The organism is Acinetobacter larvae (genome assembly GCF_001704115.1).
GTDB classification, from domain to species: Bacteria; Pseudomonadota; Gammaproteobacteria; order Pseudomonadales; family Moraxellaceae; genus Acinetobacter; species Acinetobacter larvae.
Window position 1 is genome coordinate 3,505,745 of record NZ_CP016895.1, and the last position, 19,597, is coordinate 3,525,341.

The following is a 19,597-nucleotide window of genomic DNA, read 5'->3' on the forward strand; positions in this document are numbered from 1 at the left end:
ATAACCTCTGCTTTTATCTATCAGCGAATACGCCCAAATGAAAAAGACCCCGACATGGGGGTCTTCTCAATTTAAGCTGTGCAATAACCTAAACGTTTATATTCAAATATATCAAGTTCACATATTAAGGCGATTAAATACGTTTTGGTAAATTACTCACCCAGTTCAATAGATTGGTTGCATCATCATTACGCGCTTGTGTACTACTAGCACCCAATAACACCACAACAGCAGGTCGAGAATTGACTGTAGAGTGCATCACCACACAACGCCCTGCTTCGTTGATATAACCGGTTTTGGAAATATTGATATTCCAGCCACCATTACGCACCAATGCATTGGTATTATTGGATTTTAAAACACGGTAACCTAAGTTGAAATCATAATTGGCGGTTGTGGAAAATTGGCGAATTAAACCATATTGCGATGCAGCACTGACTAGAATTCCTAAATCACGTGCCGATGAAACATTACGTGGATCTAAGCCTGTTGACTCTGTATAGTGTGTCGCACTCATGCCCAATTGGCGTGCTTTGGCATTCATTGCGGCAACAAAGGCACTACGACCGCCGGGATATGTACGTGCAAGGACTGCAGCGGCTGGGTTTTCAGATTTCATCAATGCCATTAAGAGCATTTCTGCGCGATTCATAGTATCGCCAACTTTTAGAGTTGAGCTCGAGTTTTTACCGCCAGCACCGGCAAAATCAATCGGTTCAAGCGTAATCTTTTCAGACATATTGAGGCGTGCATCTGCGATGACAACACCGGTCATCAACTTAGTGATCGATGCGATTGGCATAGACGTATTGGTATTTTTACTATAGAGCACTTCACCAGATTGTGCGTCCATCACTAAGGCAGCACGGGCATTGACTGAAGGTTGATTATAATAATGATTGGTATCATAGATATGCGCTGCACTAGCAGGCGCATTGCTAACGGTCGTACCATTGGCACGGCGTACCGATGTGGTAATGGTTGTTGAGCCCTGTGGAGAAATAACGTTATCGTCATTCAACAAAGAATTGGCTGCTTCCGCTGTCCAAGTTGTATTATTTTTTGCCACACCACCTGAGTTGATTACAATATCTGCAAAACTCACGGAGCTTAGGCCGAGCAATACAGCAGCGCTCAACACCTGCTTTAAAATTTTCTTAGATTTTTTCACGGTAACCTACTCAAGCTTAGTAAGGTATCTAGCAACTTGCTTCTTACCTCAAATATGACTTACATTTACACGATGACGCGGATAAGATCAATTCACGCAATTGTGCACAACTATTCTTTAAAAATTAGGGATAGAATTGCTCCAATTGTACTGTGTTTGCAAGCTTATTTTGCTTCTTGTAACAAAATCATGATATTTGGTATACAAAGGAGGGTCAATGTGATTAAAGTCCTGGTAGTCGATGACCACGAATTAGTGCGAACAGGCATATGTCGCATGTTGGATGATCAGTCCGACATTCATGTCATTGGCCAAGCTGAATCTGGTGAAGAAGCCATTGCGCTGGTACGCCAACATCAGCCTCAAGTCGTCCTGTTAGATGTCAATATGCCCGGCATAGGCGGCGTTGAAACCACTCGACGTTTATTGCAAAGCGCACCTGAAACCAAAGTATTGGCTGTGAGCGGCCTATCCGAAGAACCTTATCCATCACTTTTGCTAAAAGCAGGTGCCAAAGGCTATATCACCAAAGGTGCTCCTATTACAGAAATGGTGCGTGCAATCAAAAAAGTGGTCCAAGGTGGCAAATACTTTAGTGCGGATATTGCAGAACAACTGGCTAGCTCCTACTTAGCCGATACACAAACCTCTCCCTTCGACGCACTCTCGGAACGAGAAATGCAAGTTGCTATGATGGTAGTAAACTGTATTAGTGCGCAAGAAATTTCCGATAAACTGTTTGTGAGTGTTAAAACAGTCAATACCTATCGCTATCGTATTTTTGAAAAACTCGGTATCGACAGTGATGTCAAACTCACCCACCTTGCCATGCGTTATGGTCTGATTAAGCCCTAATCTACCTGACGGTCACAGCATCACCCTTGCCAACGGTAGTCTAGTCTCTCCAATAGACCTTACCGTCTTGGCAGAAGACCCATTATTGTCTTATTTTATTTTGAATCTTGAATCTTGAATCTTGAAGTATCTGATCTGCTTAGCTGCTGTGTAATGGGTTAATTCACTCCACTAATCATGTTTTAGCATTTGCTCACTGACATTGAGTAAATAGGTTTCTTCTTTCATTTCTGCAGGCCAAATATAGTTCTGATTGGGATTAATACCTTGCCCATCAATCATATGACCATTCGGTGTGAAATAATGTGCAACCGTCATCTGAATCGCCGCACCATTCGCCAACGGAAAAAGTTTTTGTACCACACCCTTACCATAACTCTTTTCCCCCATCACCCAAGCACGTTTATGCTCTTTCATGGCAGCGGTAAATACTTCAGCAGCTGAGGCAGAACGCCGATTAATCAATAATCCAAGCTTTAAATTGGCAAATTCGCTACTGGGTAAGGCTTGAAACTGTTGATTACCTTCAGAACGGCTTTTGGTTGAAACAATCACACCTTTATTTAAAAATAGATCTGCGGTTTCAACAGCAGATGATAATAAGCCACCGGGGTTATTTCTTAAATCTAAGACCACTGCTTTCATGCGCCGCCCTGCATATTCTTCAATGTAGCGCTTGATTTCTGTAGCTGTATCTTGTTGAAAGACTTTTACTTTTAAGACCAAAACCTGATTCGGTAAAAAGATTGGTTCAATATCGGCAACTTCTAATTTTTTATTTCGGACAATACTTAATACTGGCGTTTCTGGTTTTAGTTGCAATTGTAAAACTGAGCCCATAGCACCAAATAAAAGCTCTTTGACGAGTTCTGCATTGAGCCCTTTAAGCTCTTGTGTATCCAATTTATAAATAGGATCACCATTTTTCAGCCCTAATTTAGCAGCATCAGAATTTTCTTTTAAATCACTAATCATCCATTGCTGGCTATAATGATCAAAAGTTAATTTAAAATCGACAGTGGCAATATCTGCCTCAGTAAATTGAATCAGTTGTTTATATTCTTCGGGACTTAAATAACGTGAATAGCGGTCTAAACCACTGACTAATCCTTTAATCGCTTGTAAAAATAATGCATCGTCAGACTTACTGTCGACATAGTTTTCTTTGACAATGCCATAAATCTGTACAAACTGCTCGATCGACTCGATCGGAATCTCACCCACAGCTTGTACTTCATCGGCATCTAAGACATCAAAATCGGCTGAGCTCGCCTCAACGGCCCAAGCAGTATGGCCAAGACTTGCAAGCAATCCTGTTAGTACAGCAATAGATTTCCAAGTTTTGACCATATAACCCTCAAATTATGATTTTAATGTAATAAGATTACGACCTTGCATTTCTTCTGGAATTGGCAAGTTCATCAAATGTAATAAAGTCGGTGCAACGTCTGCCAACACACCATTTTCTGCAATGTCTGCATCAGTTGGACCGGCATAAATCAAAGGCACTAACTCCGTAGTATGTTGAGTATGTACTTGTCCACTCACATAGTCTTGCATTTGCTCTACGTTACCATGGTCAGCGGTAATCAACATATGGCCATGATTTGCCATGATTGCCTCATACAAGCGTCCAAGGCAAAGGTCCACGGCTTCCACGGCTTTGACCGCAGCATCAAACACACCAGTATGCCCAACCATGTCACCGTTTGCATAGTTAACAACTAATAAATCATATTGGCGCGAATGAATGGCTTCAACCAAAGCATCAGTGACTTCATAAGCACTCATTTCTGGTTTTAAATCGTAGGTTGCAACATCAGGCGATGGAATCAAAATACGTTTTTCACCTGGGTATTCATCTTCACGACCACCACTAAAGAAGAATGTGACATGAGCATATTTTTCTGTTTCAGCAATACGTAATTGTGTTCTGCCCAAATTTGACAGATATTCGCCCAAAGAGTTTTTCAATGCTTCTGGCATATACGCTACAGGTGCTTGAAAACTTGCCTGATAACGCGTCAACATCACGTATTCAGAAAGCTTTGGCTGTACTTGACGTGCAAAGCCAGTAAAATCTTTTTCAATAAAAGCACGGGTGATTTCACGCGCACGGTCGGCACGGAAATTCATAAATACAACACTGTCGCCATCTTGCACAGTGACTTTGTCACCAATTAAAGTGGCTTTGACAAATTCATCAGACTCGCCAGCAGCATAGGCTTGTTCTAGCCCTTCAACCGCACTTGCAGCTTGGCGTGCCGCAACACCTTCGGTCATTAAACGATAAGCTTGCTCTACTCGATCCCAACGGTTATCTCGGTCCATGGCAAAATAACGACCAATCATAGAGACGATGCGACCTTGACCTGGATATTGTGCAAAGAGTTGGTCTAATTTACCGAGTGAAGGTTCGGCACTCTTGGGTGGCGTGTCTCGACCATCAAGAAAAGCATGCAGATACACCGTTGCACCGCGTTTTAGGGCCAACTCACACATCGCCACAATATGATCTTGATGGGAATGTACACCACCGTCAGATAACAAACCTATTATATGTACTGCACCAGCAGCCGTTTTGGCTTTTTCAACCGCATCGACCAAAACTGGATGCTCAAAAAAAGCCCCGTCACGAATATCCTTGGTAATACGGGTAAAGTCTTGGTATAGCACACGACCTGCACCGAGATTCATATGACCCACTTCGGAGTTCCCCATCTGACCATCTGGCAAGCCGACATCTTCACCAGAACCCGAAATTAAACTATGCGGATGCTGCTGTATTAGCGCATCAAAATTTGGTGTTTTTGCTGCTAAAAATGCATTGTCATTTTCTGCCTCACGATGACCGACCCCATCCATAATCACCAATAAGTGAGGAATTTTACCAGCAGTTGCATCCGTCATGATTACACTCTTTTCTCTATCAATCGTTAAAGCCATATCTTACCGAAGATTACGATAAGACACTATTTTTGTATGGTACATGAGCACTTTTATAAATTTTAGTGATCATTATCAATACCATAACAACAAAGTTTTTAGCGTGCACGGTATAGTAAATAATTTCCAATCAAGAACATGATCACGATTGGTGTCAAGACAAACCATGCCGCTGAAGGTGAATAGACCAAACTGGCATAACCCAGAAAGTCCTGTAAATAATAAAAGCCCAAGCCTACAAATAATGCGATGACTAAACGAAAGCCCATCGACTGTTGCCGTAAAGGACCAAAAATAAAAGAACATGCGATCAGAACTAACATCAATAAAGCAAAAGGCGAACCGACTTTCTTCCAGAAAGCCAACTCATAGCTTTTGGGGATTTGACTATGTTCATTCATATAGCGCATAAAACTCACCAATTGACTGGGTGATAAGTCCTCTGGATCAATGGTCACCATATGCACATATTTCGGTTGCAAAGCCATATCGATCGCTAAAGATTGACTTAATTGCATCGTCGCCGGTCCAGTATCGGCAATTTTCGTTTGCGTCACATGCGCTAAACGCCATTGCCCATCTTGGACAAAATTGCCCTGCTGGGCTTGTGTTAGCGCTTGGATGCGGTAGTCTTTATCAAAATCAATAGTTTGTATTTGGCTAAGCTGCCCTGAGGCATTGGCATAATCGATATAAATAAAACGTTGCCCCTCACGTGCCCAATAACCACGCACCTCGCCGAGCTGGGCAACACTTTGATGATTCTTCACACTTTTTGCACGTTCATTGCTATAAGGGATAACCCACTCGCTCAAGGCGAAAGAAGCAATGACCAAAACCAGCGCAGAGCACATGACCCAACGAACAATACGCCATAAGCTCACACCAGCTGCACGCATCACGATCAATTCACTATTGGATGCCAATGCCCCCAGCCCAAGTACCGCCCCAATTAATGCTGAAATCGGTAAAATTTGATAGAGATAACCCGGCGCTCCCCACAGCACATAAATCAAGGCGTTCCATGCGCTATAATCGGCACGCAAACCACCTAATTCACCAAGATAAGTAAATAAAATTTGTAAACCAGACAATACCGCAGTTGCCCCCAACATCGCCAAAGTGGTGGTCTTCGTGACATGCAGTGCAAGAATTTTTGAACTTAGCATTACGATTTCACCCGTTTAATGTGTTGACGAAGTTTGGGACCCAGCTTTTGTTTGCGAGAAAATAAAAATCCAGCAAAAGCATAAAACAGCAATACCGCAGGATAAGACCACATGCCAATTTCACCTTTAGAAATACGTGTTTTTAATGCCATCAGCGCAACAATTAAACTGGCAAAAATCAATAAGGCTGGGAATAATTTGAGATAGCGTCCCTGACGTGGGCTTACCTCAGACAAAGCTGCGGCTAAAATAAGTGCCACAAGCATAGAAAAAGGCACAAAAATACGCCAGCCTAATTCACTTTCCACGACGGGGTCATCGATCTTCGCCCACAGTTCTTTATAGGGTAAGGCTTCGGCTGAGCTATTGACGAACTCTTGTTCTTTGTCATTTTCTAAACGTAGACGGTAGCTTTGGAATTCGGCTTTGGAATATTTGGCGCTCCCCGGATAAATTTCATAACGACGCCCCTGCACCAAATCCACCACGTTGGCACTGTCATTTTCTAACTGAATACGGGTTGCTTCTTTGGCTAAAATCAGGACATCCGGCTTGTCTTCTTGATAGGTTCTTTGATAAAAAAAGATATCTTTTAGGTTCTTACGATCATCAGACAAAGAACCCGCATAAATGGTATAGGGTCCAGAGGAAATAAACTCTTTGGGACGAACCAAGTCAAAGCCCGTACGCACAGCTTGGCTGGTCTTCAATGCTTCAAAACCACGTAAGCCCCAAGGCGACATCCAACCCATCAAACCAAACTGTATCAGCAAAAAGACCACTGTCATCGGGATCATCAAGCGCGTTAAGCGATGACGACTGATACCACTGGCATTGAAGACTGCCATTTCATGATCGACATATAAACGACCGAATACTAACATCAGACCAATAAAAAAACCCAGAGGAAAAATTAAGGTCAAAAACTCTGGAAGGCGATAACCGATAATACTGAACAAAATGCCAGCATCTAAACGCCCTTGTGCTGCGATACCGAAATATTTAATCAGTCGACCGCCCATCATGATCAATGTGAGCAGTAGAATGACAACGATCGATGTCGATACCACTTGCTTGACGAGATAACGCCTAATAATCAAAGTTCATCTTCCAAAAAATAGGTTAATAGTCTGAGCGTAGTTTACGCGATTGTGAAAAGGATAAAACCAGATTGAAATTCTATCATTGAAAGTGTTTCAATGGTTTAATCAATTTAAGGATCTATACAGGCCAAAATATCGCTTATGAAACTCTCGATTAATACGTCACTTTGTGAAAACTCGTCTAGTCAGTATTTGTTGATTTTAGTTGATCATGAGCAACTAAAATCAGTAAAAAACACATATCAAATTGAAGACTTAGACAAAATCATTGCACTGACAAAATACCAACCTGAGCTCAACAGCAGCTTGCCGCTACTGGCTCAAATCGCGCAACACCCCAATGCGGCTTTAGTCGGTATTGGGCAACCTGAAAAAATCAAAGCGGCTCAATTGGCAAAACTTGCGCAATATATTATCGATTTATCTGCCAAAACCTATAATGAAATTTGTATCGATATTTCTGCGTTGCCGAGCAAATTGCACTACAATTTTGCATTACACCTCACTCAAGCAGCCTATCAATACGATGCTTTCAAGTCGAAAAAATCTAATTATTGCCTCGAAAAAATTGAATTAGTTGCCAAAGAAAGCAGCCTTGATACAGAACAACTACAACTTATTTCTGCCATTGAAGCAGGTCAAAGTTTGGCCCGTGATCTAGGCAACTGTCCGGGCAATGTCTGTTTCCCAGAATACTTAGCCGATCAAGCCCGTGCCTTGGCAGCGGAATATCCAGATCTCCTCAAAGTCACCGTATTGGAAGAACAGCAAATCGCTGATCTAGGGATGCATGCATTTTTGGCAGTGAGTAAAGGTTCCGATCGTCCTGGTCGCATCATCAGCTTAGAATATCGTTCCGATCGTGACGAAGCGCCAGTGGTACTGGTTGGTAAAGGAATTACTTTCGACACCGGTGGTATTTCCTTGAAACCAGGTTTAGGCATGGATGAAATGAAGTTTGATATGTGCGGTGCTGCGTCTGTACTCGGGACTATCCGTGCACTGTGTGAAGCACGCTTAGATATACACGTGGTGGGTACCATTGCTGCGGCAGAAAATATGCCTTCTGGTCATGCAACGCGCCCTGGTGATATCGTCACCACCATGAGTGGTCAAACCGTAGAAATTTTAAATACCGATGCCGAGGGTCGTCTAGTACTCTGTGATACACTGACCTACGTAAAACGCTTTAACCCAGCATTGGTTATCGATATCGCCACGCTTACTGGTGCTTGTGTCGTCGCTTTAGGTAAAGTCCTGAGCGGGCTATTTTCTCCAGATGATGAATTAGCTGCCGAAATTAGCCAAGCCGGTGAGCAAAGTAATGACCGTGTATGGCGCCTTCCGGTCATTGATGACTACCAAGATTTACTCAATTCCAATTTTGCCGACATCGGTAATATCGGCAATGCTGGTCCACAAGCGGGATCGATTACCGCAGCATGCTTCTTGCAACGCTTCACCGGTGACTACCGCTGGGCACATTTAGATGTTGCCGGTACAGCCTGGTTATCAGGTGCAGCCAAAGGCGCCACAGGTCGTCCAGTACCGTTATTAACCCAATTTATTGCAAACCGCATAGTGTAAACAGCAACAGTAATGACCAAAGTCAGCTTTTATTTATTTGAAAAAAGCGCAGAGCGGCAAGTACAAAGTGCTTGCCGTTTGTGCCGAAAAATCTTAAGCAAGGCACAGCACAGGATCTGGATGTATTGTCCAGATCCTGATCTTCAGCACCAGCTTGATCAAACATTGTGGGATTTTGATGCACAAAGTTTCTTGCCGCATGGTATCGAGCAAAGTACAGCACCGATCTGTATTTCTGCACAGTTACCCGCAAGCAGTGATATTATTGTGTTTAACTTTGACCAGCAGGCTATTGCAGAACATTCGCAATATAGTCACATTATTGAAATTATTGAAAATGATGAAGCAGCCAAAGTGATAGGCCGTGAAAAATTCAAATATTATCGTACCCTAGGCTTGCAACCCAAAGCCTTTAAGCTATAGATTTTAACAACAAGCTATAGCAGCAATAGAGCAATTTTGAGGAGAAATATCGTGGCATTAAATGTCGGTCAGGACTTTAAAAAACGTTGGCTAGACGCACCTGAAGCAGTCCGACAGACGATGCTCGAAGAGCTGAATCGTATTTGCGATTTATTAAGCCCCGAAGGTGATGTACATGTGTGGCTTGAGCATGATCACCGTGCGATGCAATTGGCGCAAATGAAAGTTGAACAAGCCTATGCCGATCTAAAAGCAGAACTGATTGAAGCAGCACGTATCCGCAAACAGCGTGCACTTGAGCGTGCTCTGGCAGAAAAACGTGCGCAACAACAAGCCTATACGCAGCAACTTCTGCAAAATGAAATCGATCAATTCCACGCCCAACAAGCCGCTTTAGAACATATAGCCATTCAAGTCACCGCACAAAGTCTCGAATACAGCACACGCTATAAAAAGAATCCGCCGCTCGGGACCGGACATGCTGTACCACGCGCTTTTCACAATGAAGTTGAAGAACTTCGTCTCAGACTAGAATTAGAAGCCGAAAATTTCATTGGCGATCAGATTCAAGCCTTTCAACAACGTCTCAATGCCGCAGCCGCAGAAGAGATTGATTATATTATCAACGCTCGTCTAAATAGCGATCATCCATCAGCTGAGCGTTGATTAAAAAAAACTAATATATTCATCAAAGTGTCATATTAATGACACATGATTGCCATGATCAAATAAAGCCTTTTATTTGTTATACGTTGTTCATATTCATATGCTTCACACCATCATGAGGATTGGGTGCCATGGATGTATTACAAAAAATCTGCAATCAAATTATCTTACTTAACACGGGAGAACACTGGACACTTAGCGCACAGGAATTATTCATTAGTCGTTCCGACTTTCATTCCATCTCGGTATTTTTATCACGTGAGTCAGAAAAGGGAGCCTTTTCTTTAACGGCTTTGCCCTCATGTAATCCGCTAGACCTTTCTACTTCCCTGACCATTATTAAAAATTAATACACAATAGCATAATAAATTTATTTTAACTTTTAGCGCCATATACTGCTAAACGTGCTGCTGATGAAAATATCTAAAGCATCTCAAGCATGATCCATACGACTTGATAAATACCATAGATTGAACAATAACAGATTGAGCCCGCATTGGGCTTTTATTTTATTGCTTTTGCTTTATTGGTTTTCGTTTTATTGATTTTTGCTTTATTGGCTAGTCTTCATATTGTGCTACTGCATCTTGCTTCAGTGATCTTGTTGAACTTACCTATACTTAATCTTTTTTATGTGCATTTTGAGCATTTAACGCTGAGAATCTCGTTTTGAGAATTTAGTTATGAAAATTTCGTTTCGAGAGCTTAACTTTGAAGATTTAGTTTTCCGGATTTAGTTTTCTGGATTTAGTTTAAAGTATCTGCTCTTGAATATTATGCCCAGCATCGCGACATATTAATAAGGGTTCCAGCACATCAAGACCATTCATTTTTACACGATATTTTCATTATATGAGAATTAACCCATATTCTTCCATAAATAGAGCGAATAATAAAAAGAGATCACGACGTATTAAAAAAGCTCCACGGTAACAGAAACTAAATTACCTAAACCAAAACCTACGCCCAATAATATACAGATCCAAATGATGCCACCCAAAACGTTATAATACATAAAACGGCTATAACGCATGCGACTAGAACCCGCGGCAAAAGGAGCAAAAGAACGGACAAAAGGAATAAAACGCGCCACAATAATGGTTTTACCACCATGACGTGCAAAGTAAAGATTTGTTTTATCTATATATTCTGCTTTGAACCAGTGTGCATGTTTTTGAAAGTATTTATTGCCTAACATCCGGCCAGTTTGATAATTGACGATATAACCCAAAATACTGGCGATAATCAGTAAAATCGCCATATAATGCAAATGCACAGTTTCAGTGGTCGAACATAATGCACCGATGGCAATCAACAAGCTATCGCCGGGTAAAAAAAACATAAAAATCGAACCGGTTTCTGCAAATATCACCAGAAATAAAATGGCGTAAATCCAGACTCCATAATTATTCAACAATACTGGTAACATTTGTTCGAGATGCAGCAAAAAATCTAACATCGCTGCAAGCCTATATGCGGTTTCGTCATTGTAAGAACTTCTCTCATTAAATAAAAATAACCCCTTATCGAGGTGGGGTCTCATAATATTCTACTTTTTTTTATTTAAAATAACCATTCTCAGTTAAGAAATCTAAACTTAACTTTGACTCAGCCACAGCTTCAGCTGCGCGATCGCCCATTAATAAACGCTCTACATAACGTGCTAATACATCGACTTCTAAGTTCAATTGCATGCCCAAATACCAGTGTGCAATGGTGGTATGTGCTGCAGTATGAGGAATTAAATTTAAACTCATGACTGCGCCACGTAAATGATTAATGGTTAAACTCATACCATCTACCGTCACCGAGCCCTTTTCTGCAAGATATTTGGCAATTTCTTTGGGTGCAGTTACTTCAACATATAAAGAACGTGCATCATGGCGAATCAAGCTAATTGTTCCAACCGCATCGACATGCCCACTGACAATATGCCCACCAAAGCGAGTGGTAGGCAGCATAGCTTTTTCCAAGTTTACTGCTTGTCCTATACGCCATTGCCCCAAAGTCGAACGCTGTAAACTTTCACGTGAAACATCCGCACTATACCAGTTCTGACCAAAAGCAATCACGGTTAGGCAGACACCATTGGCAGCAATCGAATCGCCCAATTGCACATCAGAAAAATCTAAATCACTTTGAATCGTCAGACGCAAGTCGCCTGCCAGATGTTGGAGCTGTGTGACGATACCCGTCTTTTGGACTATACCCGTAAACATAAATTTATCTCTTATTCAATCACTACCATAACGCCAATTGATTACTCACCCCAGAAGTATCAACACCACCCAGCTCTGCAAAATGATAGAGCTGCCCCAAAAGCTGCCTGAGCGGTGGGCCCGGTTTGGCATGGGTATCGGTGATGATAATAAACTCTAGTACACGTGCGCGTTCAGACTGTCTTTGCTTGCTGACCCGATAACGTGGCACATCTTGTGTGAGTAAAGTCACTTTGCCACGTTGTAAATTGGCTTTTAAGACATCTTTGGCTTCAATATTACCATCTGTAGAATAACTGGTTAGGATGTAACGTGCATTAATCGTTGCCAATAAATTTTCATAAGCTTCTTGTGCATGCTTAGATGAATTATACAAACTTGGACGCTCTTTGCGCCAAGCACGGTCAATACCACTTTTAAAACCTTTGGTATCTGGCGGTGGCAAATCCACTTGATCCCATAACGTCAAAGCATTCAACACGTGATAATTACTACTATAGGCATGTTGGTTATAGGGGGGATCTAAATAGGCAACATCAACTTCAAAACCACTCATTTGATTGGCTAAATGCTGCGCATCGACACACCACATTTCGGCCATATGCTTTTGTTTGGCAAAGCTGCGATCACAGAATAAACTCGGCGTCAGGCTTAAACGGGATTCGATGCGCTCTAAAGCGGTACGGGTACGCCCGCCCCAACCTTGGTGGAAGCTTTTAAAAACCCCACTGGTATTGCTGACAAAACTGGCTGAATACAGCAATGGTGCCAATAGCGCACTCATTTCAATATCATCAATAGCGCCTTGTGCTTGCCATGTCGCGATTTGTTGACGAATCGCATCTATGCGCATGCCATTGCGACGTTTAAAAAACAAGCGGTCTCGACTTGGATCATAAACATCATCATTACGCGGGCAGAGATTATGCGTTACCCAACCTTTGACTTCTGGCAAGCTGTTGAGATAGGCAATAGCTTTGTCATAGCCGCCCAATTGTTGAAAAGCGGGTGCTTCGGTACAAGCCAAAATTGCATGATTGAGCGCATGACTATAAGGCTCCCAATCATTGGCAATCACACGATAACCATTTTCTCGCGCTAAACGCGAAACCACACCACTTCCGGCAAAGAAATCGGCAAAAATCGGGGCACGTTTATGCGTTGTCGATAAGGTGCCAGTCAAATCTAAAGCTTCTAAAATCAGATGTAGTAATCTGCGTTTATTTCCCAAATAGGGAACCAACTGATGGAATAAGTATTCATCCGTGGTGCGCGCGGCATGACGGCGTTTATGATAAACGGTGGACTCTGTACTCATACTGACTCTTGCGAAGGAATTAATCTCAAACGTAAATCATCGCCAAGTTGTTGTACGTCCAACAACTTAAAACGATACTGTTGTGCCATTGTGGTGAAGTCTGCTGCGAACATCGCCCGCGCCGATTGCCCCAAAAAGGTCGGTGCAATATAACTAATTAATTCATCGACCAAAGCATGTTGTAAGAAAGCAGTCGCCAAGGTTGCGCCAGCCTCAACCAAAACATCATAAATTTGGTGATGTTCCAATAAATAAGACAATAAATCAGGCAAAGCTAAAATCGGTAGCTGTTGTACACCAAGAGCGGCCAAATCATCACGATAAGGTCCCATTACCATTACGGTGTCGGGCTGTTGCAAAATTTGTGCAGTTAAGTTCAAACGCCCACGGCGATCTAAAATAATACGTTGTGGCTGTACCACATTGGTCACATCATCATCGGCTAACTGGCGTACATTAAGCTGGCAGTCATCAGCCAAAATCGTGTCGACGCCGGTTATGATTGCTGCAGATAACGCACGCCAATGCTGTACATCCAAACGCGCTTGCGCGCCTGTAATCCATTTCGACTCACCTGATGCCATGGCGGTACGCCCATCTAGACTGGATGCCATTTTTAAACGTACATACGGTTTTTGTGTTGCCATTGCTTTTAAAAAACCTGGATTGAGTTGCTTGGCTTGCTGCTCACACACACCAATGCTAACCACAATGCCCGCGGCCCGTAATATCTCTGCACCTTGCCCAGCAACCAAGGGGTTGGGGTCAAGACTGGCAATGACCACACGGGCAACACCTGCTTTCACCAACGCTTCAGCACAAGGCGGCGTACGACCATAGTGCGCACAAGGCTCCAAAGTAACATAGGCAGTTGCCCCTCTGGCGGCGTCCCCAGCTTGCGCCAAGGCAAATACTTCTGCATGGGGCTGCCCAGCGCGAGGATGATAGCCCTCACCGAGTAATTGTTGTTGCTGTACAATGACACAACCGACATTGGGATTGGGTTTGGTACTGTACTGTCCTCGCTTCGCCAATCTAATGGCACGCTGCATCCAGTATTGATCTTGACTTAACTCAGACATTTTTTCTTAACAGGCCTTATTGGGGGTGACTATAGCACTTCATCATCTTGGCTTTTTTGTTGCATCAACTCAATTTGGCGTTGAAATGCATCGATATTTTGGAAATCCTGATAAACCGATGCGAAACGCACATAAGCCACATGATCCAATCCGAACAAAGACTGCATAACAATTTCACCAATCAAACGTGATTTGACATCTCTCTCGCCCAAACGCCGAATTTTCAATTGAATATCACTGAGTACACTTTCGATTTGTTCTTGCGTCACAGGGCGTTTTTGCAGAGCATGCATCAAAGAACGGCGTAATTTGGTTTCATCAAAAGGCTCATTCTTACCATTTGACTTAATCACGCGCGGCATCACCATTTCATAGCTTTCAAAAGTGGTAAAGCGTTCCCCACAAGACAAACACTCACGACGACGCCGAATCTGGCTGCCCGCAGCAGCTAGACGTGAATCGATAACTTTGCTATCAGCAACATTACAAAATGGACAGTGCATGGCGGTTCATTTCGAAAAATCGGATATGCTAGTGTAGCAAAAATTCTGAATGACGGTAAAAATAATCGCTATATATAGAAAAAAAACAGCTCAAAAGAGCTGTTTTACACAATATATAGCGATCTAGACATATTATTATTTGGTTTATTATTCGCTTTGTTATTCGCTAGCTTTTATTATTCAATACGCTCACCATGTTGGCTCAAGTCTAAACCCATACGTTCATCTTCAGATTCAACCCGCAGCCCAATGAGCAAATCTATGACTTTTAAAATAATCGCGGTCAAGACTGCCGAATAAACAATCGTTGCAACCACACCAATTACTTGTACATAGACTTGATGCATGATGCCAGATAGCCCCACAGGCGCATCATCGCCCATAATAAAATGGCTGGCAAAGAATCCGGTTAAAATCGCCCCAGCAATACCGCCAACAGCATGTAAACCAAAGGCATCTAAAGAATCATCGACTTTTAAGAGTTGTTTTAACCGTGTGGTTCCCCAGAAACAAACGATACCGCCAATCAGCCCCATCCATAAAGCACCTGTGACGGTGACAAAACCTGCCGCAGGTGTAATCACCACCAATCCTGCCACCGCACCCGATGCCCCGCCCAATACCGAAGCTTTAGTACGCACTACTTTTTCGACCAATAACCAGGTTATGGTTGCTGCCGCAGCTGCAATTTGTGTGGTCACCAAAGCATAAGCCGCTGAACCATTGGCAGCCAGTGCTGATCCGCCATTAAAACCGAACCAGCCCACCCAAATCAGGCTCGCACCCAGTACAGTCAAAGTCAGATTATGCGGTGCCATGGACTCTTTGCCAAAGCCCATCCGTTTACCCAGCATATACGCAGCCACCAAACCCGCAACCCCTGAGTTGATGTGTACCACCGTACCACCGGCAAAATCCAGTGCACCATCATGCATTAACCAGCCACCACCCCAGACCCAATGTGCAATTGGCGCATAGACTGCAATCACCCAAATACTAATAAACGCCACAAACGCACCAAACTTCATGCGTTCGGCAATCGAACCACTAATAATAGCAACGGTGATAATGGCAAAGGTCATTTGAAAAATGACAAATAATATTTCCGGAATAGAGCCGCTCAGTGTATCGGGATGCAGATCACCCAGCATGACTTTGTCCAAACCGCCAATCCACGCATTGCCTTCAGAAAATGCCAAGCTATAGCCGATGACCACCCAAATGACACTGACAACAGCCGCTGCCACTAGACTGTGTACCATCGTACTGAGTACATTTTTTTTACGAACCATTCCACCATAAAACAGCGCAAGTCCCGGAATGGTCATGAGTAAAACCAAAGCCGTAGAACTTAAGACCCAAGCGGTATCACCGTGGTCCAATGCCGTGGTGGCGGTATTGCTGGATTCATCAACAGCTGTTGCGGTGTTGTTATCCGCGGTATCTGTATTTAAAGCAGGATCGCTCGGATGTGATGTGTTGTGATCGGTATCGAGCACAGCATGATGACTGGTGGTTAACACCGCTGATGCAGCATGATCTGTTTCAGCCCAAGTGGTGGAACCACCGCAGAGTACGCCAGCCAGGCTGAGCGCAAAAAGTATTCTTTTCATTCGTATTTCCCCAACCTAATTTGTCGTTATGCACGATGAGACATAACAGCAAACTTTATGCCAAACTACACCGCATCAGGACCTGTTTCACCCGTACGGATACGGATGACTTGCTCTAAATTGGTCACGAAAATTTTGCCATCACCAATTTTTCCAGTACTGGCAACACGTGTAATGGATTCAATGACTGCATCCACCATGTCATCACTAATCGCAATTTCGATTTTGACTTTCGGTAAGAAATCCACGACATATTCAGCGCCACGATACAGCTCTGTATGCCCTTTCTGACGACCAAATCCTTTCACTTCTGTGACGGTAATCCCTTGTACGCCAATTTCGGAGAGTGCTTCACGCACATCATCTAATTTAAATGGTTTAACGATTGCAGTTACGAGTTTCATATTGTTTTCCTTTGGCTTTTCTCAGCAGCAAGGTTTTATGTTCAATTTTCATGCCAAAACCAATACAACGGTTGGGGATGTTATATGGCTGGGTCATGAATCAGCTTGCTCCCTATTCTATACCGTAAAAGCAAAAATCTAACGGGAAAATTTATAAATATATAAGGCTTATGCTTATTTTTTTAGATAAACACCATCATAAATAAAAGTTGAATGTTCAAGCGATTGGATGGACTTAGCCCTGTGCGCTAGCCAGCCTAGCTTCGGCTGAGGTTAAATCCATCATGACTAAACATGAACCTTATTGCTGGCTAGACCGATCAAGTGTCACAACTAGACCAATCAAGTGTCACAAGATGAAAGCAAAATATTGTGCATTTTTAGTGCAATTAAAAAACTTTCAACAGCTGCTTTGCCTACGCCCCAGATAAAATGCGCCAAAACAGCAGCATTGCATCTAACAATGCGCTTAAGCGGTGCGTTTTTGAACAATAGCACCACCATAAAATCAAAGCAGGCTAAATAATGAGCTTAATCGTATATTGTTAGCAACTCGAGGCTTGGCAATGCTAAACTGCTTAACGAATGTTTACTTGTGTTGAGATAGAGATGATTGAAACATTACTACAGGCGATCTTAGAACAGCTGGATCAACCTAAAAAAGACCTTGAACACAATCTACGTGCATTGCTCTCAGAAACCATAACTAAAATGGATTTGGTATCACAAGCCGAATTAGAGCGGCAAAAAACAGCACTCAACAATGCCAATCAACAACTTACAGCTTTAGAAACACAACTGACAGCATTGGAAGCTTTGCTAGCACAAACGTCAGCGACTCAAACAACCTCTACGCAATAAGTTCTCATAAACTTAAGGTGGTGACGTCCTCAGTTTATGCCTGTTTACGCTGTTGCATAGATATAGCGTCAGCCTATAGAAACGTCACGCACCCATCACGATCTATAATAAAAATAATCAGAGTACTATGCTCATGTCTTTTGCCAAAATTTTTACCCGAGGTCTGTTGGGCTTACATGCCCCCTTAATAGAAGTAGAAGTGCATGTCAGTCAAGGTCTGCCGTCCTTGACCATTGTTGGGCTTGCCGAAGCGGCAGTACGTGAAAGCAAAGACCGTGTACGTTCTGCCATTATCAATAGCGGTTATCAGTTTCCGACCAAACGCCTGACCATTAATCTTGCACCCGCAGACCTCCCCAAAGATGGCTCACGTCTCGATCTCCCGATTGCCTTGGGTATTCTCATCGCCACAGGACAGTTACCGGAAAACTGTACCGATCAATATGAATTCATTGGTGAACTCGCTCTCGATGGCCATTTGCGCTCTGTTTCCGGCACGCTCAGTATTGCTATGGCATGCAAAGCATCGGGGCATCAATTATTCTTGTCACAGCAAAATGCTGCTGAAGCTGCGCAACTGCCGCATATGCAAGTTTATGCCGCTGAACATCTCAAACAAGTTTGCGCACATTTCTTGTCAGAACAGCATATTGCCCCCACTATTGTCGACAGTCCGAGTAGCGTGCTGAATTATCGTTTTGATTTAGCCGATGTTAAGGGACAAAGACGACCGCGTCGTGCCTTAGAAATCGCCGCGGCAGGTGGACATTCCTTATTATTTAAAGGTCCGCCAGGCACAGGAAAAACCTTATTGGCTTCACGGCTTCCCAGTATATTACCGCCCTTAACTGAACAAGAAAATTTAGAAGTAGCCAGTATTTATTCGATTGCCAATCATCATCATCCTTTTGGTGAGCGTCCGTTTCGTGCACCACATCATACCGCCTCAGCCATTGCCTTAGTTGGTGGTGGCTCACATCCCAAACCTGGTGAAATTACTTTGGCACATTTGGGTATTTTATTTTTGGATGAATTACCCGAATTTGACCGTAAGGTTTTGGAGGTATTACGACAGCCCTTAGAATCCAAAGAAATTGTGATTTCTAGAGCCTCAAGGCAAATTACTTTTCCTGCCAATTTTCAGTTAATCGCGGCAATGAACCCCTGCCCATGTGGTTATGCATTCAATCAGGATAGTCGCTGCCAATGTTCCAGTGAAGCCATTAAGCGCTATCAAAATCGTATTTCAGGACCGCTGTTAGACCGAATCGATTTACATATCAATGTGCCACCGCTTAAAGCACATGAACTACAAGATACCCGCCCAGTCGAAGACTCAGCCACAGTACGTGAGCGTGTTACACAAGCCTATCATCTACAATTACAGCGTCAAAACCAGCTCAATCATAGTCTTAGCCCTAAACAACTGGAACAATATGTGCCACTCGATCATGCGACAGAGCAGTCTCTGAGCTTGGCCCAGCAACGGTTAAAGCTCTCTGCGCGTGCCTACCATCGCATACTCAGAGTCGCGCGTACTATTGCAGATTTAGAACAATCTGTGAATATCACCACGCAGCATCTCAGTGAGGCTTTGTCCTATCGTAGTAACGACTTAGCCTAGTGCATATCAATCCATTCACCTTAGAGCAATCACCAATTTAGATATTTTATTTA

Annotated in this window: 19 protein-coding genes; 7 read left to right on the forward strand and 12 right to left on the reverse strand. The window is 43.0% G+C overall.

Translation table 11 applies throughout. The features are described 5' to 3' along the window. Positions 1-133: 133 nt before the first annotated feature. The gene (gene pbpG / locus BFG52_RS15525; protein ID WP_067558285.1) at positions 134-1,171 is read right to left on the reverse strand and encodes a D-alanyl-D-alanine endopeptidase PBP7/8; all 1,038 of its coding nucleotides are present in this window, start codon (positions 1,169-1,171) and stop codon (positions 134-136) included. Positions 1,172-1,390: 219 nt separating this feature from the next. On the opposite strand from pbpG, the gene gacA reads away from it, so the two are divergent. Continuing rightward, a complete protein-coding gene (gacA, locus tag BFG52_RS15530; protein ID WP_067558288.1) occupies positions 1,391-2,026 on the forward strand; it encodes a response regulator transcription factor GacA in 636 nt (211 codons plus the stop codon). 171 nt (positions 2,027-2,197) lie between these two features. Here the strand turns inward: gacA and BFG52_RS15535 are convergent, their stop codons facing one another. The 4 genes from BFG52_RS15535 to lptF all read right to left on the reverse strand — a co-directional run bounded on the left by BFG52_RS15535 (position 2,198) and on the right by lptF (position 7,241). Next, positions 2,198-3,376 carry a S41 family peptidase gene (locus BFG52_RS15535; RefSeq protein WP_067558291.1) on the reverse strand — a complete coding sequence of 393 codons (1,179 nt, stop codon included), beginning with the start codon at positions 3,374-3,376 and terminating at the stop codon, positions 2,198-2,200. Positions 3,377-3,388: 12 nt separating this feature from the next. Further along, a complete protein-coding gene (gene gpmI / locus BFG52_RS15540) occupies positions 3,389-4,936 on the reverse strand; it encodes a 2,3-bisphosphoglycerate-independent phosphoglycerate mutase (protein ID WP_067558294.1) in 1,548 nt (515 codons plus the stop codon). A 134-nt stretch (positions 4,937-5,070) separates the two neighbouring features. Continuing rightward, positions 5,071-6,141 carry an LPS export ABC transporter permease LptG gene (gene lptG / locus BFG52_RS15545; RefSeq protein ID WP_067558297.1) on the reverse strand — a complete coding sequence of 357 codons (1,071 nt, stop codon included), beginning with the start codon at positions 6,139-6,141 and terminating at the stop codon, positions 5,071-5,073. Beyond that, a complete protein-coding gene (gene lptF / locus BFG52_RS15550; protein ID WP_067558300.1) occupies positions 6,141-7,241 on the reverse strand; it encodes an LPS export ABC transporter permease LptF in 1,101 nt (366 codons plus the stop codon). The genes lptG and lptF overlap by 1 nt, the downstream gene beginning before the upstream one ends. Before the next feature lie 144 nt (positions 7,242-7,385). On the opposite strand from lptF, the gene BFG52_RS15555 reads away from it, so the two are divergent. The 4 genes from BFG52_RS15555 (at position 7,386) to BFG52_RS16720 (ending at position 10,270) form a co-directional block, all read left to right on the forward strand. Next, positions 7,386-8,831, forward strand: a complete 1,446-nt coding sequence (locus BFG52_RS15555; RefSeq protein ID WP_067558303.1) for a leucyl aminopeptidase — start codon at positions 7,386-7,388, stop codon at positions 8,829-8,831. Between the two features lie 12 nt (positions 8,832-8,843). Continuing rightward, entirely contained in the window at positions 8,844-9,254 is a 411-nt protein-coding gene (locus tag BFG52_RS15560; protein WP_067558306.1) for a DNA polymerase III subunit chi, read from the forward strand. A 51-nt stretch (positions 9,255-9,305) separates the two neighbouring features. Beyond that, the gene (blhA, locus tag BFG52_RS15565) at positions 9,306-9,920 is read left to right on the forward strand and encodes a cell division protein BlhA (protein WP_067558309.1); all 615 of its coding nucleotides are present in this window, start codon (positions 9,306-9,308) and stop codon (positions 9,918-9,920) included. 131 nt (positions 9,921-10,051) lie between these two features. Next, positions 10,052-10,270 carry a hypothetical protein gene (locus BFG52_RS16720; protein ID WP_071890146.1) on the forward strand — a complete coding sequence of 73 codons (219 nt, stop codon included), beginning with the start codon at positions 10,052-10,054 and terminating at the stop codon, positions 10,268-10,270. A gap of 563 nt (positions 10,271-10,833) precedes the next feature. Here the strand turns inward: BFG52_RS16720 and BFG52_RS15570 are convergent. The 7 genes from BFG52_RS15570 to glnK all read right to left on the reverse strand — a co-directional run bounded on the left by BFG52_RS15570 (position 10,834) and on the right by glnK (position 17,059). Next, positions 10,834-11,379: a VTT domain-containing protein gene (locus BFG52_RS15570; RefSeq protein WP_067558312.1), complete on the reverse strand. Its 546-nt coding sequence runs from the start codon at positions 11,377-11,379 to the stop codon at positions 10,834-10,836. A 100-nt stretch (positions 11,380-11,479) separates the two neighbouring features. Further along, a complete protein-coding gene (locus BFG52_RS15575) occupies positions 11,480-12,139 on the reverse strand; it encodes a riboflavin synthase (RefSeq protein ID WP_067558316.1) in 660 nt (219 codons plus the stop codon). 22 nt (positions 12,140-12,161) lie between these two features. Next, a complete protein-coding gene (locus BFG52_RS15580; RefSeq protein WP_067558320.1) occupies positions 12,162-13,457 on the reverse strand; it encodes a DNA adenine methylase in 1,296 nt (431 codons plus the stop codon). Beyond that, positions 13,454-14,539 (reverse strand): bifunctional diaminohydroxyphosphoribosylaminopyrimidine deaminase/5-amino-6-(5-phosphoribosylamino)uracil reductase RibD, encoded by a 1,086-nt coding sequence (gene ribD, locus BFG52_RS15585; protein WP_067558324.1) that lies wholly within the window; start codon positions 14,537-14,539, stop codon positions 13,454-13,456. Before ribD ends, BFG52_RS15580 begins: the two co-directional genes overlap by 4 nt. A gap of 29 nt (positions 14,540-14,568) precedes the next feature. Then, entirely contained in the window at positions 14,569-15,042 is a 474-nt protein-coding gene (gene nrdR / locus BFG52_RS15590; protein WP_067558327.1) for a transcriptional regulator NrdR, read from the reverse strand. A 176-nt stretch (positions 15,043-15,218) separates the two neighbouring features. Then, complete coding sequence (locus tag BFG52_RS15595; RefSeq protein ID WP_067558330.1) at positions 15,219-16,655, reverse strand: ammonium transporter; 1,437 nt, start codon at positions 16,653-16,655, stop codon at positions 15,219-15,221. 65 nt (positions 16,656-16,720) lie between these two features. Then, positions 16,721-17,059: a P-II family nitrogen regulator gene (gene glnK / locus BFG52_RS15600; RefSeq protein ID WP_067558332.1), complete on the reverse strand. Its 339-nt coding sequence runs from the start codon at positions 17,057-17,059 to the stop codon at positions 16,721-16,723. A 609-nt stretch (positions 17,060-17,668) separates the two neighbouring features. Here glnK and BFG52_RS15605 point away from each other — a divergent pair. Both BFG52_RS15605 and BFG52_RS15610 read left to right on the forward strand, forming a co-directional pair. Further along, on the forward strand, positions 17,669-17,920 hold the full coding sequence (locus BFG52_RS15605) for an accessory factor UbiK family protein (RefSeq protein ID WP_067558336.1): 252 nt from the start codon (positions 17,669-17,671) through the stop codon (positions 17,918-17,920). Between the two features lie 133 nt (positions 17,921-18,053). Beyond that, complete coding sequence (locus BFG52_RS15610) at positions 18,054-19,544, forward strand: YifB family Mg chelatase-like AAA ATPase (RefSeq protein ID WP_067559649.1); 1,491 nt, start codon at positions 18,054-18,056, stop codon at positions 19,542-19,544. The last annotated feature ends 53 nt before the right edge of the window (positions 19,545-19,597 follow it).

Bases quoted from the DNA above. Each gene is read 5' to 3' on its own strand.
- BFG52_RS15535 (WP_067558291.1), bottom strand. From the start codon at position 3,376: ATGGTCAAAACTTGGAAATCTATTGCTGTACTAACAGGATTGCTTGCA.
- gpmI (WP_067558294.1), bottom strand. From the start codon at position 4,936: ATGACGGATGCAACTGCTGGTAAAATTCCTCACTTATTGGTGATTATG.
- lptG (WP_067558297.1), bottom strand. From the start codon at position 6,141: ATGCTAAGTTCAAAAATTCTTGCACTGCATGTCACGAAGACCACCACT.
- BFG52_RS15555 (WP_067558303.1), top strand. From the start codon at position 7,386: ATGAAACTCTCGATTAATACGTCACTTTGTGAAAACTCGTCTAGTCAG.
- BFG52_RS15560 (WP_067558306.1), top strand. From the start codon at position 8,844: ATGACCAAAGTCAGCTTTTATTTATTTGAAAAAAGCGCAGAGCGGCAA.
- BFG52_RS16720 (WP_071890146.1), top strand. From the start codon at position 10,052: ATGGATGTATTACAAAAAATCTGCAATCAAATTATCTTACTTAACACG.
- BFG52_RS15570 (WP_067558312.1), bottom strand. From the start codon at position 11,379: ATGTTAGATTTTTTGCTGCATCTCGAACAAATGTTACCAGTATTGTTG.
- BFG52_RS15575 (WP_067558316.1), bottom strand. From the start codon at position 12,139: ATGTTTACGGGTATAGTCCAAAAGACGGGTATCGTCACACAGCTCCAA.
- BFG52_RS15580 (WP_067558320.1), bottom strand. From the start codon at position 13,457: ATGAGTACAGAGTCCACCGTTTATCATAAACGCCGTCATGCCGCGCGC.
- ribD (WP_067558324.1), bottom strand. From the start codon at position 14,539: ATGTCTGAGTTAAGTCAAGATCAATACTGGATGCAGCGTGCCATTAGA.
- nrdR (WP_067558327.1), bottom strand. From the start codon at position 15,042: ATGCACTGTCCATTTTGTAATGTTGCTGATAGCAAAGTTATCGATTCA.
- BFG52_RS15595 (WP_067558330.1), bottom strand. From the start codon at position 16,655: ATGAAAAGAATACTTTTTGCGCTCAGCCTGGCTGGCGTACTCTGCGGT.
- glnK (WP_067558332.1), bottom strand. From the start codon at position 17,059: ATGAAACTCGTAACTGCAATCGTTAAACCATTTAAATTAGATGATGTG.
- BFG52_RS15605 (WP_067558336.1), top strand. From the start codon at position 17,669: ATGATTGAAACATTACTACAGGCGATCTTAGAACAGCTGGATCAACCT.
- BFG52_RS15610 (WP_067559649.1), top strand. From the start codon at position 18,054: ATGTCTTTTGCCAAAATTTTTACCCGAGGTCTGTTGGGCTTACATGCC.